The sequence below is a fragment of the Nonomuraea sp. NPDC001699 genome, assembly GCF_053596455.1.
On record NZ_JBSFGF010000008.1, the window covers coordinates 303,403 to 318,200 of the forward strand.

Here is a 14,798-nt window from a genome sequence, read left to right on the forward strand (position 1 = left end):
CTCGTAGAACAGGTCGCTGTGGTGCCCGCCGCCCTCGAAGGGCCTTCGAGGAGGCTGGGTGCAGGAATTAGCGGTAGCGACCTGGGGCTTCTTCGCCTGTTAGTAATCCGTGACGTGATGGCCGGGAAGTCCTACAGCTCCGGCAAGCCGCCACTGGGCTGATCAGTGGGTGCGGCGGCGGAGCGCCAGGATCTCGGTGACCTTGGCGATGGCCTCAGGGCCAGGTTTGACGTAGCGCATGGCGGTGCGGGGGTTCTTGTGCCGGGTCTTGCCCATGATGAGCCGCAGCGGCACTTCGGCGTCGCCGAGGTGGGTGGCGGCGCTGTGGCGCAGCTGGTGCAGATCGAGCCCTGCGTACTTGTCCAGCGGGACGCGGGCGCGGTCGTAGCCGAGGCGGGCGCGGCCGGTGTGCGGGCAGATGTCGACGGCCGCCGGTCGGCGGGCGGGGCGGCGTTCAGACAGGAACAGCGGGCCGTGCGTGCGCGTGCTGCCGTCCAGGAGCCAGAGGAGGCGGGGCAGCAAGTGGGCGGCGCCGCTGTCCCAGTACACCCACTCGGTGGCGCCGCCCTTGGAGCGGACGGGGGCGCGGCGGTGCTCCAGGTCGAGGTCCTCGACGTTCAGCGCCAGGATCTCCGCGGCCCTGGCCGCCGTTTCGTAGAGCAGTGGGATCCGGCCGGCAACCGCCGACAAGGGCTCGACCGCTTCATTCTTGAGCGGAGGCCCGCGGCTTCAGGCTCCCGCCGGTCTGCTGTAGTCGGTGGCGGCATAAACCTGCAGGAGCCTCTCGACTCCGCGCAGGAAGGTCTCGCAGATCAGCACCGGGTCGAACAGGCAGCCGGCGGCCATGGCGCCGTCGCGCATCATCACGAAGTGGCGGGCGGCGGACTCGGCGCCGGTCTCCTGGATCTTGGCCAGCAGTTCCGTGACGGTTTCCAGGAACCATTGGCGGTGGGCGAGCACGGCCATGTGCACTGGGGACTCGCGGTCAGGATGCTCGGCGGCAGCGTTGAGGAAGGCGCATCCCCGGAAACCGGGGGACTGGATGCTTTGGGCGATGGACTTGCTGAGGGCGAGGATGGTGTCGGCGGCCGGTAGTCCGGCGGCGATGGCCTCGTCCGCCTGACCCCGCATGGCTCGGTCGACCTCGTTCAGGTAGGCGAGGACGAGGTCTTCCTTGCCGGGGAAGTGCCGGTAGAGGGTGGCCCGCGTCACCTGCGCTTCGGCGACGATGCGATCGATGCCGACGGCGTGGATGCCCTCCGTGTAGAAGAGCCGGGTGGCCGTGTTGAGCAGCCGGGACCGCGCTTCGGACGGCCGGCCTTCGGATTCGCTGCGCATGAGACCATCCTAGTAGGTAGAACGTTCGGTCTTGACAGTTTGCACTGTAGATTGCAGGCTATGCGAGATAGAACGTTCTGTCTTGCAGGAGAGTTGCTCCAGTGGCTCGTCGTCTTTACGTACGCACCGCCGCGCTGTCCATCGGTACGGCCGTGGTCGTCGCGGTCGGCCTATCGGCGGCGGGTCCGGCGTCCGCGGGACGGAGACCTCGGGCTTTCCGTCCTTCGTGAAGCCGGCCCGGATTCCGATCGAGGATCTGCCGCGACCATGGCAGTCAGCAGCGCCCGTGCGCCGGGAGTGCCTTCCCGGAACGAGCAAGGCAGTCTCCTCGTCACTCAAACTCTGAAAGGATCACCATGAGCTCCATCGCTGCTTCGCCCGGCATTTCCGGGACCGCGTCCGCGCTGCGGCGGCTGTACTTCGTCCGGTTCGCGTTCGCCATCGTCTGGGCCCTCGTGATGTTCACGACCGCCGCGAACCTGGGTCCGCTCGCGGTCACTCTGCTCGTGCTCTACCCGCTGTTCGACGTGGCCGCCGCCATCATCGACGCCCGCGCCTCGCGCACCACCGGATCACCTGCCCTGCTGTACGTGAACATCGCGGTCAGCCTGATCACCGCCATCGGCGTGGCCGTCGCCTGCACGTCCGGTATCCCGGCGGTGCTGCGCGTGTGGGGCGCCTGGGCGGTCGTGGCCGGGCTGGTCCAGCTGATCGTGGGGGTCACCCGCCGCAAGATGGGCGGCCAGTGGCCGATGATCATCAGCGGCGGCATCTCCGTCCTCGCCGGCGCGTCGTTCATCCTCGGTGCCTCCGCGGCCAACCCGACGCTGATCAACGCGGCCGGCTACGCCATCCCCGGCGGCATCTTCTTCCTCATCTCAGCCATCCGCCTCGGCCGCGCCGCGAAGGGAAACTGACATGGACGGCAGCACTTACGACAACACTGACGACGTCGTCGTCATCGGGGCCGGCCCGGTCGGGGAGAACGTCGCCGACCAGGTGGTGCGGGGGGCTGAGCGCCGCTGTCGTCGAGCGCGAGCTCGTCGGTGGGGAATGCTCCTACTGGGCCTGTACGCCGACCAAGGCATTGCTGCGCAGCGCGGCGGCGTTGCGGGCGGCGCGTCAGATGCCGGGAGCGCGCGGGGCGGTGACGGCGGTCTCGACGCGGCCGCGGTGCTGAACCGCCGGGATTCCTTATGTGCACCGCGACCTCGCGCACCCGCCATCCGGCGCACAACGTCGGCGCGTCCCATGTCGCTGGATGCCGGTCAAGGGATCGGCCTACTACACCGCCCGCAGTGAGGCCGAGCGCGAGGCCATCAACGCCTGGATCCGCGCCTCCGCCCCGTTCGACGCGGTGGCGGATCTCGACCGCATCACCGCCTCACCCGCCGACCGCGACCGGCTCGACCCCGCCTACGACTCAGGCGATCACCTCCACCTCAACGACGCCGGCTGCCGCGCCCCCTGGCACCGCACGTGTGGAGGCGATCGTGGAGGCCGTGGGCCCAGGGCTGTCTGCGGTCTGGCGCCGGACGGGTCAGGCCGCGTCACGCAGCCTGGCGAAGTCGATGTCCAGGCGGGGCTCGTACGCCTCGGGCGTGATGGCGAGCTCGTGGGTGGAGTACTCGCCGAACCTCATGATGTGCTCGGTCAGGTAGGGGGAGACCTCGGCCAGGTCCTCGGGGTCAATCTTCCATCCCTCGGCCTGCAACTGCCGGACCACGTCGGCGAGGTCGAGCGTGTTGTGGAAGATTACGCAGTTGGTGAGCAGGGAGTTGAACTTCATCGCCTTCTCCCGCTCGATGGGGTCGTTGTCGGCGATCACCCGGCGCTGGCCGAAGTGCAGCCACTCGGCGAAGCCGTTGTAGGCCCGGCGGCCACGGTGGTGCCGTTGCCCCACGCCTGCGACATGTCCAGCCGGGCGTGCGCGTCGACCACGGAGTGGCGCGTTCCAGGCCGCCTCGCGTTGCAGGGGCAGGCCGTTGCCGACGATTACGGTGGAGCCCTCATGCCCGGTGACGCCGAGAGCAGCGGCGATTCGCCGACCAGGCCGGCCCTCGAAGAGGCTGAGCGCAGAGGCGCGCCACCCGTCTCGGGTTCGCGGTGACGCGTTCCCCATATGGTGATCTCGATTACGGTCACAGATACGGTCAGCTCACAGCCCAGTAGGGGCGCGTCTGCCCATAGGGGTGAGGCGCGGCAGACTTGCTCGATAGTGGCGATCTCTTGCTCAATCCCGCTCTCCTCAGCGGGGAGGCGGAAGCAGCGCCTGCGGATGATCACGTGACGGCTATGCTCGCAGCAGCCTGTATCCGGAAGTGGTGAGGCACTGACCGACGCAGTGAGGTATCCGTGGCCAGTAATGCACTCTTCGGCCGCCGTGCCGAGCTCGAACAGCTGTCTAGCTTTCTCGACGCGGCTCGGCGGCATGGCGACGCGCGGCTGATGTGGGGTGACCCCGGCATCGGCAAGTCCGCTCTCATGGCCGCTGCGGCCGAGCTGGCAGTCACGGCGGGGATGCGCGTGCTGCGAGCGTCGGGGTCCGAGTTCGAAGCCAACGTCAGTTACTCCTGCCTCAATCAGCTGCTCCTGCCGGTCGAAGCCGACATCCAGCACCTGCCGCCGCAGCTTCGAGAGGCATTGTCGGTGGCGTTGGGGTTCGGCATCGGCGCGCCCGCAGACGCGCTCCTGGTCTGCAACGCCGCACTCCTGCTCGCCAAGAGGGTCGCCGCTGAGACACCGCTCGCCCTTCTGGTGGACGACGTTCAATGGATCGACCGGGCCAGCGCCGTCGTGCTGGGATTCGTCGCCCGCCGGCTGCAGGGGGTCGGGGCCGCGCTGCTGTTCTCCGCCAGGACGGGCGCAGTGAGTTCCGCGGCGCCTCGCGGGTTGACCGAGATGGCCGTCCAGCCCTTGGATCGAGCGGCGGCAGGGCAACTGGTCGACGTCCACTTCCCGGACATGCCGGTACGGATCAGGAATCGGCTGCTCGATCTGGCACAGGGCAATCCGCTGGCCTTGACGGAACTGCCTTCGACGTTGCTGGGCGCGACGCATCCCGCGGTGGCGCACTCGGAGGTGGTCCCGCTCAGCGACCGGCTCCAGGCGATGTTCGCCGCGCGGATCGCCGATCTGCCGGCATCGACCCGGAGAATGCTGTTGCTGGCCGCGTTCGAGGGCACCGGCGACGTCCGGGTGCTCAGGGTTGCCTCGGCGAATGAGGCCGGGCTGGCCGACCTCGCCCCCGCCGAGCGGGCGCAGTTGGTACGCGTGGACGACGCCACGGCGCGGATCGCGTTCCGGCACCCGCTGATCAGGTCGGCGATCGTGGCGGGGTCCACGCACGAAGAGCGCCGGACCGCGCATGTCGCCCTCGCCGGCGCCCTGCCGGGTGACCAGGAACGTCGTGCGTGGCATCTGGCCGCGGCCGCCGTCGGCCCGGACGAGACGGTGGCGGCGCTGCTGGAGGGCTCGGCGCATCGCATCATGCTGCGCGGTGACGCGTTAGCCGCGGTCGCCGCGCTGATCCGGGCGGCCGAGTTGAGCGTGACGAGCGCCGATCGAGGGCGTCGGCTGTCCGAGGCCGCGTACATCGGCGCGGAGGCGAGCGGGGCCATCGACGACGCGAAGACGCTCCTGACCGACGCGCGGCGGGCGGCTCCGGATTCCACTGGCTCGCTTCACGCGGCCAACGCGGCCGCGTTCCTGATGCTCAACGGGGACGGCGACGTCGCCACCGCCCACCGGCTCCTGCTCGGCGCCATCGAGACCGCCGAGCACGGCTACCGGGCGGAGGATCCCGCGCTCGTCGAGGCCATGCACACGTTGATGCTGTTGTCCTGGTACGGCAGCGCTCCGGAATACTGGGAGCCGTTCCACCGGGTGTTGGAGCGGTTGGAGCCGCGACCGCCCGACGTGTTGTCCCTGGCGAGCAGGACCTTCCCGGACCCGGTCCGCACGGGGGCGTCGGCGCTGGCGAGCAGCCGGCGCATCCTCGACACCATGGCGGACGAGACCGACCCCACGCGGATCGTGCGGGTCGGCACGGCCTCGGTCTATCTGGATCGGCTGGGTGACTGCCGCGAGTCCTCGTGGCGGCTGGTCCAGCAGGGACGGGACGGAGGCGCGCCCCGGCGGCACCTCGGCGCCCTCATGCACCTGTGCCTGGACGACTTTCTCGTCGGCCGATGGGACGAGGCCGAGGAGCTGGCCGGCGAGGGCCAGCAGGTCTGCGAGACCAGCGGTTTCTCCTTCTTCGCGTGGTACTTCCTGTACAACAGGGCGATCCTCGCCGCCGGACGGGGACGCTTCGAGGAGGCGTACGCGCTCGCCGACGAGATCACCCACTGGGCGCTCCCCCGCGGTGTGACGGCCGCGGCGCTGTTCGCCCAGCACCCGCGTGCCCTGGCTGCGCTGGGACAGGGGGACTTCGGCGCGGCCTTCCACCACGCGGCCGCGATGAGCCCGCCCGGCGCCCTCGCCGCGTACGTGCCTCACTGCACGTGGGTCATGCTCGACCTCGTCGAGGCGGCGGTGCGGACAGGGCGGATGGTCGAGGCCAGGGCGCACGTCGAGGCGATGCGGGCCGCCGACGTGGCCGCGTTGTCGACCCGGATGACGCTGGTCCAGGCAGCGGCGGAGTTCCTCGTGTCCGACGACGACGGGACGAGGGAGCGGCTGGAGTCGCTGTTGTCGGGCCACGTGGCGGAACGGTGGCTGTGGGACGCCTCCCGCGTCCGGCTCGTCCTCGGCGAGAGGCTGCGTCGTGACAGGTCGGCGTCGCAGGCGCGCCGGCACTTGCTCATCGCCCGCGACGGCTTCGCCGCGATGGCCGCCGGGCCCTGGGTCGAGCGTGCGCAGAACGAGCTGCGCGCCGCCGGACACCGGACGGCCGAGGCCTCGGCAGGCGGCCCGGCCGCCCTGACCGCGCAGGAGTTGCAGATCGCCGAGCTGGCGGCGAGCGGCCTGACCAACAAACAGATCGCCGAGCGGCTGTACCTCTCGCACCGGACGGTGGGCGCGCACCTGTACCGCATCTTCCCCAAGCTCGGCGTCGCCTCCCGCGCCGGGCTCAGGGATGCTCTCTCCCCGGATTCCGAAGCCCCGCGCTGAGCTCGTCGGCCTGTGCCTCCTTCTCCTCCAGCAGCCGCTCCAGCAGGCGCCGGGTGGTGGGGTCGTCGGCCCCGACCCAGCGCACCGCCTCCTGCAACGACTGGACGAGGATCCGCGCCCCCACGAGGTCCTGCGTCACGATGCCGGTGAGATCGCCGTCCTGGAACGCCTGGAAGGTGATGCGTGACCGCGCCGGCAGGTGCCGTGGGTCGTGGTCGGCGGCGAACCCGAGCTGAGCGATGCGGGTCGCGAGCAGCCGCGCGCCGGCGCGGTCACGGTCGGCGCAGCCGTGGAGGAACTCCGCGACCGCTCGATGCGACGGCCCGCGGACGAGCAGGGCGTGCTGCTCGTACTGCAACGAGGACACGACCAGGCTGGCCAGCAGCACGTTCAGCAGGTGTGCGACCGCTTTGAGCTCGGCCCGGTTCGAGGGCGTGACCGCACCGTCGTCCGGGTCGAACAGCGCCCGGTCCCGGACCTCCCGCATGCGCAGGACGGCCGGCGGCTCTGAAGGACTCGTCACGTGTCGATGGTCGGGCACACGCCCGAGCCGCGCATCTGTCAAATGACCTAACCGCATCAGCAGTTAGGTCATCGGCCGCCATGGGCGCTCAAGGCGGGAGTCGGATGACTGATGTGGCGCCGGCCGGGCGGCGCCGACAGTGGGCTGCGACAGATCCACCCGTGAGGAGTGATCCCATGACCATCGGCCACGGCTTCCACGCCGCCATGACCGCGCAGCCCGGCCGGGGCGACGACCTGATCGCCGCCCTGCTCGACGCGCCGTCCCTGCCGAACGACGACTGCCGTGTCTTCCTGGTCGGCCGCTCGGCCGGCGACCCGGACACCGTTTACGTCACCGAGGGCTGGGTCAGCCAGGAGGCCCACGCCAGGTTCTTCGCGACCGAGCAGGCACAGACGTTCGCCGCCGCCCTCCAGCCGTTGCTGGCCGGGCAGCCGCGGTACGCCGACGAGATTCCCGTCGGCGGCAAGGCCGCCCTGTGAACGAGGAGACCACCATGCCCCGTCCCGGCCTCGACCCCGAACTGCGCGCGTTCCTCGCCGACCTGCCTCCCATGCCCGAGCTCGACGCGGAGGTGCTCACCGAGCTGCGCAGACTGCCGTCCACGCCAATCGACGTCATCCTCCAAGGCCGCGCCGCCGGCCACCGCGAGATCACCGCGCCCGTCCCCATGTCGATCTTCACCCCGGCCAGGACCGGTCACGCGCCGGCCCCGTGCGTCTACTGGGTCCACGGCGGCGGCATGGTCATGGGAGACCGCTTCTCGCAGATCGACATCCCCCTGGACTGGCTCGACCTGTTCGGTGCCGCCGTCGTCTCCGTGGAGTACCGGCTGGCGCCGGAGGCCACCGGCACGATCCCGGTCGAGGACTGTTACCAGGGCCTGCTCTGGGTCGCCGAGCACGCCGACGAGCTGGGCATCGACCCGAGCCGGATCGTCGTGGCGGGGGTCAGCGCCGGCGGTGGCCTGGCCGCCGGGCTCACCCTGATGGCCCGTGACCGGGGCGGGCCGCCGATCGCCGGGCAGGTGCTGATCTGTCCCATGCTCGATCACCGCAACGACACCGTCTCAAGCCGCCAGTACTCCGGCGCGCCCGGGGTCTGGACCCGCGAGATGAACGCGTTCGGCTGGCGGTCGCTCATCGGCGGCGGCGAGGTGTCCGGCTACCTGTCGCCCGCGATCGCCGACGACCTGTCCGGCCTGCCGACCACCTACGTCGACGCAGGGACGGCCGAGGTGTTCCGCGACGAGGACGTCGCGTTCGCCACCCGGATCTGGGCCGCGGGCGGTCAGGCGGAGCTGCACGTCTGGGCGGGCGGTTTCCACGGCTTCGACGCGCTGTGCCCCGGGGCTCGGGTCTCGGTCGCGACCCGGCGTACCAGGAACGACTGGCTCGCCCGGGTGCTGGGCACGTCTCCCGGAGCCGTCCGGTGAGCGCCCACGACCGCGCCGCGTTCCTGCACGAGTTCGCCCGCGCCCCCTTCACCGTCGGCGCGGTCGCGCCGAGCGGCGAGCCGCTGGCCGACCTGATCACCGCGCCTGTCACACGTGACGGTGACCCGCTGGTCGTCGAGGTCGGTCCGGGCACGGGCGCGTTCACCGCGGCGATCCAGCGCCGGCTCGGCGGCCGTGGCCATCACCTGGCCGTCGAGGTCAACGAGCGCTTCGCGCGGCGTCTCGCCACCCGGTACCCCCGGATCGACGTCGCCGTGGCCGACGCCCGGGACCTGGGCGAGGTGCTCGCGGCGCGCGGCCACCACCGCGCGGACGTCATCGTGAGCGGACTGCCCTGGGCGGCGTTCACCGCGAACCGCCAGCACGACCTGCTCGACGCCCTCACCGGCGCCCTCGCCCCGCACGGCGCGTTCACCACGTTCGCGTACGCGCACACGCGATGGACGCCGCCGGCGCGACGGTTACGGCGATCCCTGGACGGGCTGTTCGAGGAGGTCGTGGTCAGCCGGACGGTGTGGGCCAACGTGCCGCCCGCGTTCGTCTACTTCTGCCGCCGGCCCCGTGTCCCGGCCCTGGCCCTCGATTAGATGCGGCAGAAGACTTCGCCGGTCGGCGAGGACCACCGGGCGACGCCCTTCGAACTGTTCTTCGACCTCGTCTACGTCTTCGCGATCACGCAGCTCACCGGCTCCATGGCACGCGAGCGCGACGCCGACGGCGTGTTCCGGGGGCTGCTGATGCTGGCGCTGCTGTGGGGCACCTGGTCCGGCTACACCTGGCTGGGCAACCATTCCCGGGCGGACGGCGGTCTGCTGCGGGGCGGGATGGTCGTCGCGATGGCGGCGATGTTCGTGGTCGGCCTCACCATCCCGGAGGCGTGGGCCGACGGGCCGGGCGCCTTCGTGCTGGTGGGCGCCTACCTGGTGGTCCGGTGGGTGCATCTCGTGGTCTTCGCCGTGGCCGCGGACGGTGACACCGGGCTGCGCCGTCAGATCGCCATCACCTGGCTGCCCATGACGGCGAGCGCGGCGCTCCTGGTGTCCGGGACGGCGCTGGGGAGCTGGACGCAGGTGCTGCTGTTCGCGGTCGCCCTGGTGGTGGACTGGGCGGGCATCTACCTCACGGCCAGGAACGGTCACTGGCGGCTGCGCAGCCCGGCGCACCTGACCGAGCGGCACGGGTTGTTCCTGATCCTGGCCATCGGCGAGTCGGTCGTCGCCGTCGGCGCCGGCGCCGCAGGACGGCCCATCAGCGCGGGGCTGCTGCTGGCGGCCGTCCTCGGCATCGCCGTCGCGGTGTGCCTGTGGTGGCTCTACTTCGACGTGGTGGCGGGCGCGGCGGAGCGCAGGCTGCGCGGCGTACGTGGTGAGGAGCAGGTCATGCTGGCCGTCGAGGCCTACACCTACGGGCACTTCCCCATGATCGCCGGGATTCTGCTCACCGCTCTGGGCGTCGAGGGCGTGGTCGCGCACGCCGGCGAGGGTGCGCCCCTGGGCGTGTTCTCCGCGCTCGCGCTCCATGGCGGGGTCGCGCTCTACCTCGTGGGACATCTGCTGTTCAGGCTCCGGACGCACCGCACGCTCGGCCGCCGGCGACTGGTCGCCGCCTGCGTCGTCCTGGCCGCGGCGCCGGTCGCCGCGGTTCTCCCGCCGCCGGTCGGGCCGGTCGTCGTGGTGGCCGTCCTGGCCGCGCTAATCGCCGCCGAGAGCCGCCCGCCTCGTGAGCAGGAATGGGCAAGGACGCGCGAGCTTCGGGGATCGTCCGCCCGGCGCGGGACTGATTACCTAGCCCCGACAGAGGGAGGACGATGACGAACCATCACCGCAGCGTGATCTCGCTCCAGGTCAACGGCGTGCCGCACCGGCTGGACGTCGACAACCGCACGACGCTGCTGGACGCGTTGCGCGAGGACGTCGGCCACACCGGCCCCAAGAAGGGCTGCGACCACGGCCAGTGCGGCGCGTGCACCGTGCTCCTCGACGGCCGGCGGATGGTCTCCTGCCTCACGCTGGCGGTGGCCGCCGAGGACGCCGAGGTCACGACCGTCGAAGGGCTGGCCGGTGACGGCGAGCTGCTGCCGCTGCAGCGGGCGTTCATCGGGCTCGACGGCTTCCAGTGCGGATACTGCACGTCCGGGCAGCTCTGCTCGGCGGCCGGGATGCTGGCCGAACACGCGGCGGGCTGGCCCAGCGCGGTCACCGCCGACGTGTCCCCGGACGGCCCCCCGTCGGTGCTGGACGCGGCGGAGGTGCGGGAGCGGATGAGCGGCAACCTGTGCCGCTGCGGCGCCTACCCGTCCATCGTCCGGGCCGTGCTGGAGACGGTCGCCCGGAAGGAGATCGCGGGATGAGGGAGTTCGCCTACGAACGCGCGACGGACGTCCGTCAAGCGTTGATCGCAGCCGGCGGCGGCGCCCGGTACCTGGGCGGCGGCACCAATCTCGTCGATCTGATGAAGGCCGGGGTGGAGGCTCCCACGAGGCTGGTCGACATACGGCGGCTGCCGCTCGCCGGCGTCGCCGAGGCCCCGGACGGCGGGCTGGTCGTCGGCGCCACGACGACCAACAGCGACCTCGCCGCCCACCCCGAGGTACGGCGGCGCTACCCGGCGCTGAGCCAGGCGGTGCTGGCCGGCGCGTCCGGCCAGCTCCGCAACATGGCAACGGTGGGCGGCAACCTGCTCCAGCGGACCCGGTGCGCCTACTTCGCCGCGCAGGTGTGCAACAAGCGCGTCCCCGGCACCGGCTGTCCCGCGATCGCCGGGGAGCACCACAACCACGCCGTCCTCGGCTGGACGCCGAGCTGCGTGGCCACCCATCCCTCCGACATGGCGGTCGCGATGCTGGCGTTCGACGCGGTCGTGCGTTACGAGACGCTCGACGGCTCCGGGGAGCTCCCGCTGGCGGAGTTCTACCCGCCCGTCGGGGACACGCCGGACCGCGAAACGGCGCTGCCGCCTGGCGCGTTGATCACCGCGGTGGCCCTGCCCGGGAGCGCGGTGTCCCCGCGCTCGCGCTACCGGAAGGTCCGCGAGCGCGCGTCCTACGCCTTCGCCACCGTCTCCGTCGCGGCGGCGCTCGACCCGGACGACGGCTCGGTGCGCATCGCTCTCGGCGGGGTCGCCTCGCGGCCCTGGCGCGCCCGCACCGCCGAGGCTTTCCTGTCGGACGCTCCCCTCACGCCCGAGGCGTTCCGGGCCGCCGCGGACGCCGAACTGGCCGCCGCCGAACCGCTGCCAGGCAACGGCTACAAGGTGAGGCTGGCCGGCAATCTCATCGAGACCGTCCTGAAGGAGCTCCTGCCATGAAGAACGCGGTCGGGGTCGCGCGGCCGCGGATCGAGGGCCGGGCCAAGGTCACCGGCGCCGCCCGCTACGCCGCCGACGTGCCGGTGCCTGGCCTGGCCTTCGGCGTGGTCGTGCTGGCCACCGTGTCGCGGGGCCACATCAGGGACATCGACGTCTCCGCCGTCCAGGGCATGCCCGGCGTGCTGGGTGTGATCGACCACCGGAACGCGCCTCGTCTCGACCCGGCGGCGGGCGGCTTCTTCGGCCCGGACGGCCAGTTGCAGCTGTTGCAGGACGAGGTGATCCCCTTCGCCGGACGGCCCGTCGCGCTCGTCGTGGCCGAGACGCTCGAACAGGCCCAGGCAGCGGCCGAGGCGCTGCCGGTGACCTACGACGAGGAGCCGCACGACACGGCCTTCACCGCCGACCACCCGGCGAGCCGTCCAGCGGTGACGATCTTCGACGAGCCCGTGGACGTCGGCGACGTGGAGGCGGAGCTCGCCGCGTCCAAGGTGGTGGTCGAGGAGCGGTACCGCACCCCCGAGGAGCACTGCAGCGCCATGGAGCCGCACTCGGCGACCGCGTGGTGGGAGGGCGAGCACCTGGAGGCGATCGACTCCAACCAGGGACCGTTCTCCGTGGCCCGCACCCTGGCCACGCTGTTCTCCTTGAGCCCGGAACTGGTACGCGTCCGCACCGAGCACGTCGGCGGCGGCTTCGGCTCCAAGGGACTCTGCGGTCCGCAGCTGATCCTGGCCGCGATGGCCGCGCGGCTGTTCGGCCGGCCGGTGCGGGTCACGCTCACCCGCGCCCAGGTGTTCCTGGCGACCGCGATGCGGCCCGCGACCGACCAGCTGATCCGGATCGGCGCCGACGCGGACGGCCGGCTGCGGGCGATCCACCACGAGGCGGCGTTCGAGATCTCGCCGCTGGTGGAGTACCTGGAGGGCTGCACCGAGCTCACCAAGACGCTCTACGCGGCCCGCGCGATCCGGACCCGGCTCAGCGCGGTGCCGCTCGACATCCTGCCGCCGTACTCGATGCGGGGACCGGGCGCCGCGCCCGGGTCGTTCGCCCTCGAATCCGCCATGGACGAGCTGGCCGAGCAGCTGGGCATGGATCCGCTGGAACTGCGGCTGCGCAACGAGCCGAAGGTCGGTCCTGTGTCCGGCCTGCCGTTCAGCAGCCGCAATCTGGTCGCGTGCCTGCGCGAAGGCGCACGCAGGTTCGGCTGGGACACCCGCGATCACCGGCCGCGGACGCGGCGGAAGGGGCCTCTGCTGGTTGGCACGGGGCTGGCCGCGACGTCCTTCAGCGCCGGGGCCTTCCCCTCCTCGGCCACGATCACCGCCGAGGAGGACGGGACCTTCACGGTCGCCGTCGGCGCCACCGACCTCGGCACCGGCGCGCGCACCGCGCTGACCGCGATCGCCGCCGACGCGCTGGCGGTCGGCACGGACCGGATCCGGCTCCGGATCTCCGACAGCGGCCTCGGTCCCGCGTGGGGCGCGGGCGGTTCCCGGGGGACCACGTCCTGGGGCTGGGCGATCACCGAGGCCGCGGAGAAGCTACGCGGCCAGGGCCGCCGCGGGACGGTCACGGCCGACACCACGAGCTCGCTCGGCGGGTTGCCGTCCCTGGAACGGCACGCCTTCAGCGCCGTGTTCACCGAGGTGACCGTCGATCCGATGACGGGCGAGGTGCGGGTGCGGCGGCTGCTCGGGATCTTCGCGGTGGGCCGAGTGGTCAACCCGCTCATGGCCCGCAGCCAGGTCGTCGGCGGGATGATCGGCGGGCTCTCCATGGCGTTGCACGAAGAGGGCCTGCGCGATCCGGTCTCCGGCCGGCACGTCAACGCGGACTTCGCCGGCTACCACATCGCCGCGCACGCCGACGTGCCCGACATCCAAGCCGACTTCGTGCCCGACCACGAGCCCGGCATCCCCATGGGCGTCAAGGGCGCCGGCGAGATCGGCAACGTCGGCACGGCCGCCTCGATCGCGAACGCCGTCTGGCACGCCACCGGCGTCAGGCAGAGATCCCTGCCGATCCGTCTCGATCGCGTGCTGGAGTGAGGCGCCTGGCGTCCTGGCTCGGCGACGCGCCGAACTGGCGACGATACTCGCGGCTGAACTGGGACGGGCTGGTGTAGCCGACGCGCCGGCTGACGGCGGCGACGTCACCCGGCGCCGCGGCGAGCTGGAGCCGTGCCTGCTGGAGGCGGATCTGCTTCTGGAACTGGATCGGGCTCATCGCGGTGACGGCGTGGAAGTTGCGGTGGAAGGCCGAGACGCTCATCCTCGCCAGTCTGGCCACGTCCTCGACGCCGAAGGGCTGCGCGTAGTGGTCGCGGATCCACTGCACCGCGCGGGCGACGTGGCTGAGGCTGCTGTCGGGAAGCCCGAACTGGCGCACGATCGCGCCCTGCTCCCCCGTGATCAACCGCCACAGGATCTCCCGTTTGACCAGCGGCGCGAGGACGGTGACATCGCCGGGCCGGTCGAGCAGGCGCAGCAGGCGGACGAGCGCGTCGAGCAGCTCGGCGGAGGCGGTGCTGACCGCCAGCCCGGGCGGCGCATCGTCGCCGAGCTCCGGCAGATCGTCCGGGCCCGCCTGCAGCAACACCTCCGCGATGGCCGCCGGATGCAGGGTCAGCCCGACCCCGAGCCCGGGTCGTTCGGCGTCGGCCTTCGCGAAATGGGCGGTCACCGGCAGGTCGATCGAGGCGACGAGGTACTGCCCCTCGTGGTACTCGTACAGGCGGTCGCCCAGCGCGAACCGTTTCGTGCCCTGGGCGACGAGCGCCAGCACCTTGCCGTAGGTCGTCGGTGTCGGAGGCTGGGGGCGTTCGGCCTTGAAGATCAGCACATCCTCGATGGGAGTGGCGAGATCAGGTCGAGCATGGCGGATGAGGAGGTCGCGCAGCTCGTCGAGGGCCATGGTTCCCATCCAAACACCGCGCGAGGTTCGGCGACAATCGGGCCCACACACCCGGGTGGAGGCGTGGCGGCCGAGGAAGCAGAAGATGGCGCCAGCGCCAGTGCGCTGATCCGCCAGAGGGCCGCTCACGCCGCGGTGAGG

14 protein-coding genes are annotated in these 14,798 nt (G+C 71.7%); 9 read left to right on the forward strand and 5 right to left on the reverse strand.

Going from position 1 to position 14,798, the window contains the following annotated elements; all coding sequences use genetic code 11:
* Positions 1-162: 162 nt before the first annotated feature.
* Together ACWCSU_RS25755 and ACWCSU_RS25760 are read right to left on the reverse strand one after the other, a co-directional pair.
* The gene (locus tag ACWCSU_RS25755; RefSeq protein WP_449938125.1) at positions 163-690 is read right to left on the reverse strand and encodes a tyrosine-type recombinase/integrase; all 528 of its coding nucleotides are present in this window, start codon (positions 688-690) and stop codon (positions 163-165) included.
* Between the two features lie 39 nt (positions 691-729).
* Positions 730-1,338 (reverse strand): TetR/AcrR family transcriptional regulator, encoded by a 609-nt coding sequence (locus ACWCSU_RS25760; protein ID WP_449938126.1) that lies wholly within the window; start codon positions 1,336-1,338, stop codon positions 730-732.
* Between the two features lie 356 nt (positions 1,339-1,694).
* Between ACWCSU_RS25760 and ACWCSU_RS25765 the strand changes: the two genes are divergently transcribed.
* Positions 1,695-2,255: a hypothetical protein gene (locus ACWCSU_RS25765; RefSeq protein ID WP_449938127.1), complete on the forward strand. Its 561-nt coding sequence runs from the start codon at positions 1,695-1,697 to the stop codon at positions 2,253-2,255.
* Positions 2,256-2,878: 623 nt separating this feature from the next.
* On the opposite strand, the gene ACWCSU_RS25770 is transcribed toward ACWCSU_RS25765, so the two are convergent.
* Positions 2,879-3,241, reverse strand: coding sequence for a Tn3 family transposase (locus ACWCSU_RS25770; protein WP_449938128.1), 363 nt, complete (start codon positions 3,239-3,241; stop codon positions 2,879-2,881).
* A 452-nt stretch (positions 3,242-3,693) separates the two neighbouring features.
* Between ACWCSU_RS25770 and ACWCSU_RS25775 the strand changes: the two genes are divergently transcribed.
* Positions 3,694-6,453 (forward strand): AAA family ATPase, encoded by a 2,760-nt coding sequence (locus ACWCSU_RS25775; protein WP_449938130.1) that lies wholly within the window; start codon positions 3,694-3,696, stop codon positions 6,451-6,453.
* On the opposite strand, the gene ACWCSU_RS25780 is transcribed toward ACWCSU_RS25775, so the two are convergent.
* Positions 6,413-6,976 (reverse strand): ferritin-like domain-containing protein, encoded by a 564-nt coding sequence (locus tag ACWCSU_RS25780; RefSeq protein WP_449938131.1) that lies wholly within the window; start codon positions 6,974-6,976, stop codon positions 6,413-6,415. The two genes, ACWCSU_RS25775 and ACWCSU_RS25780, sit on opposite strands and share 41 nt — an antisense overlap.
* A 176-nt stretch (positions 6,977-7,152) precedes the next feature.
* On the opposite strand from ACWCSU_RS25780, the gene ACWCSU_RS25785 reads away from it, so the two are divergent.
* The 7 genes from ACWCSU_RS25785 to ACWCSU_RS25815 are packed head-to-tail and all read left to right on the forward strand — an operon-like array spanning position 7,153 to position 13,792.
* The gene (locus tag ACWCSU_RS25785) at positions 7,153-7,458 is read left to right on the forward strand and encodes a putative quinol monooxygenase (protein ID WP_357705980.1); all 306 of its coding nucleotides are present in this window, start codon (positions 7,153-7,155) and stop codon (positions 7,456-7,458) included.
* A gap of 14 nt (positions 7,459-7,472) precedes the next feature.
* Positions 7,473-8,411 (forward strand): alpha/beta hydrolase, encoded by a 939-nt coding sequence (locus ACWCSU_RS25790; protein WP_449938133.1) that lies wholly within the window; start codon positions 7,473-7,475, stop codon positions 8,409-8,411.
* Positions 8,408-9,019: a class I SAM-dependent methyltransferase gene (locus tag ACWCSU_RS25795; RefSeq protein WP_449938135.1), complete on the forward strand. Its 612-nt coding sequence runs from the start codon at positions 8,408-8,410 to the stop codon at positions 9,017-9,019. Before ACWCSU_RS25790 ends, ACWCSU_RS25795 begins: the two co-directional genes overlap by 4 nt.
* Positions 9,020-10,243, forward strand: coding sequence for a low temperature requirement protein A (locus tag ACWCSU_RS25800; RefSeq protein WP_449938138.1), 1,224 nt, complete (start codon positions 9,020-9,022; stop codon positions 10,241-10,243).
* Positions 10,240-10,782: a (2Fe-2S)-binding protein gene (locus ACWCSU_RS25805; protein WP_449938139.1), complete on the forward strand. Its 543-nt coding sequence runs from the start codon at positions 10,240-10,242 to the stop codon at positions 10,780-10,782. Before ACWCSU_RS25800 ends, ACWCSU_RS25805 begins: the two co-directional genes overlap by 4 nt.
* Entirely contained in the window at positions 10,779-11,738 is a 960-nt protein-coding gene (locus ACWCSU_RS25810) for an FAD binding domain-containing protein (RefSeq protein WP_449938142.1), read from the forward strand. Before ACWCSU_RS25805 ends, ACWCSU_RS25810 begins: the two co-directional genes overlap by 4 nt.
* A complete protein-coding gene (locus ACWCSU_RS25815) occupies positions 11,735-13,792 on the forward strand; it encodes a xanthine dehydrogenase family protein molybdopterin-binding subunit (RefSeq protein ID WP_449938143.1) in 2,058 nt (685 codons plus the stop codon). The genes ACWCSU_RS25810 and ACWCSU_RS25815 overlap by 4 nt, the downstream gene beginning before the upstream one ends.
* Here the strand turns inward: ACWCSU_RS25815 and ACWCSU_RS25820 are convergent.
* Positions 13,746-14,666: an AraC family transcriptional regulator N-terminal domain-containing protein gene (locus ACWCSU_RS25820; RefSeq protein ID WP_449938146.1), complete on the reverse strand. Its 921-nt coding sequence runs from the start codon at positions 14,664-14,666 to the stop codon at positions 13,746-13,748. The two genes, ACWCSU_RS25815 and ACWCSU_RS25820, sit on opposite strands and share 47 nt — an antisense overlap.
* Positions 14,667-14,798: the final 132 nt, after the last annotated feature.

What these genes read in the sequence shown, in the direction of transcription:
- ACWCSU_RS25820 (WP_449938146.1), bottom strand. Translation starts at nt 14,666, where the DNA reads ATGGGAACCATGGCCCTCGACGAGCTGCGCGACCTCCTCATCCGCCAT.
- ACWCSU_RS25800 (WP_449938138.1), top strand. Translation starts at nt 9,020, where the DNA reads ATGCGGCAGAAGACTTCGCCGGTCGGCGAGGACCACCGGGCGACGCCC.
- ACWCSU_RS25785 (WP_357705980.1), top strand. Translation starts at nt 7,153, where the DNA reads ATGACCATCGGCCACGGCTTCCACGCCGCCATGACCGCGCAGCCCGGC.
- ACWCSU_RS25815 (WP_449938143.1), top strand. Translation starts at nt 11,735, where the DNA reads ATGAAGAACGCGGTCGGGGTCGCGCGGCCGCGGATCGAGGGCCGGGCC.
- ACWCSU_RS25760 (WP_449938126.1), bottom strand. Translation starts at nt 1,338, where the DNA reads ATGCGCAGCGAATCCGAAGGCCGGCCGTCCGAAGCGCGGTCCCGGCTG.
- ACWCSU_RS25765 (WP_449938127.1), top strand. Translation starts at nt 1,695, where the DNA reads ATGAGCTCCATCGCTGCTTCGCCCGGCATTTCCGGGACCGCGTCCGCG.
- ACWCSU_RS25810 (WP_449938142.1), top strand. Translation starts at nt 10,779, where the DNA reads ATGAGGGAGTTCGCCTACGAACGCGCGACGGACGTCCGTCAAGCGTTG.
- ACWCSU_RS25790 (WP_449938133.1), top strand. Translation starts at nt 7,473, where the DNA reads ATGCCCCGTCCCGGCCTCGACCCCGAACTGCGCGCGTTCCTCGCCGAC.
- ACWCSU_RS25805 (WP_449938139.1), top strand. Translation starts at nt 10,240, where the DNA reads ATGACGAACCATCACCGCAGCGTGATCTCGCTCCAGGTCAACGGCGTG.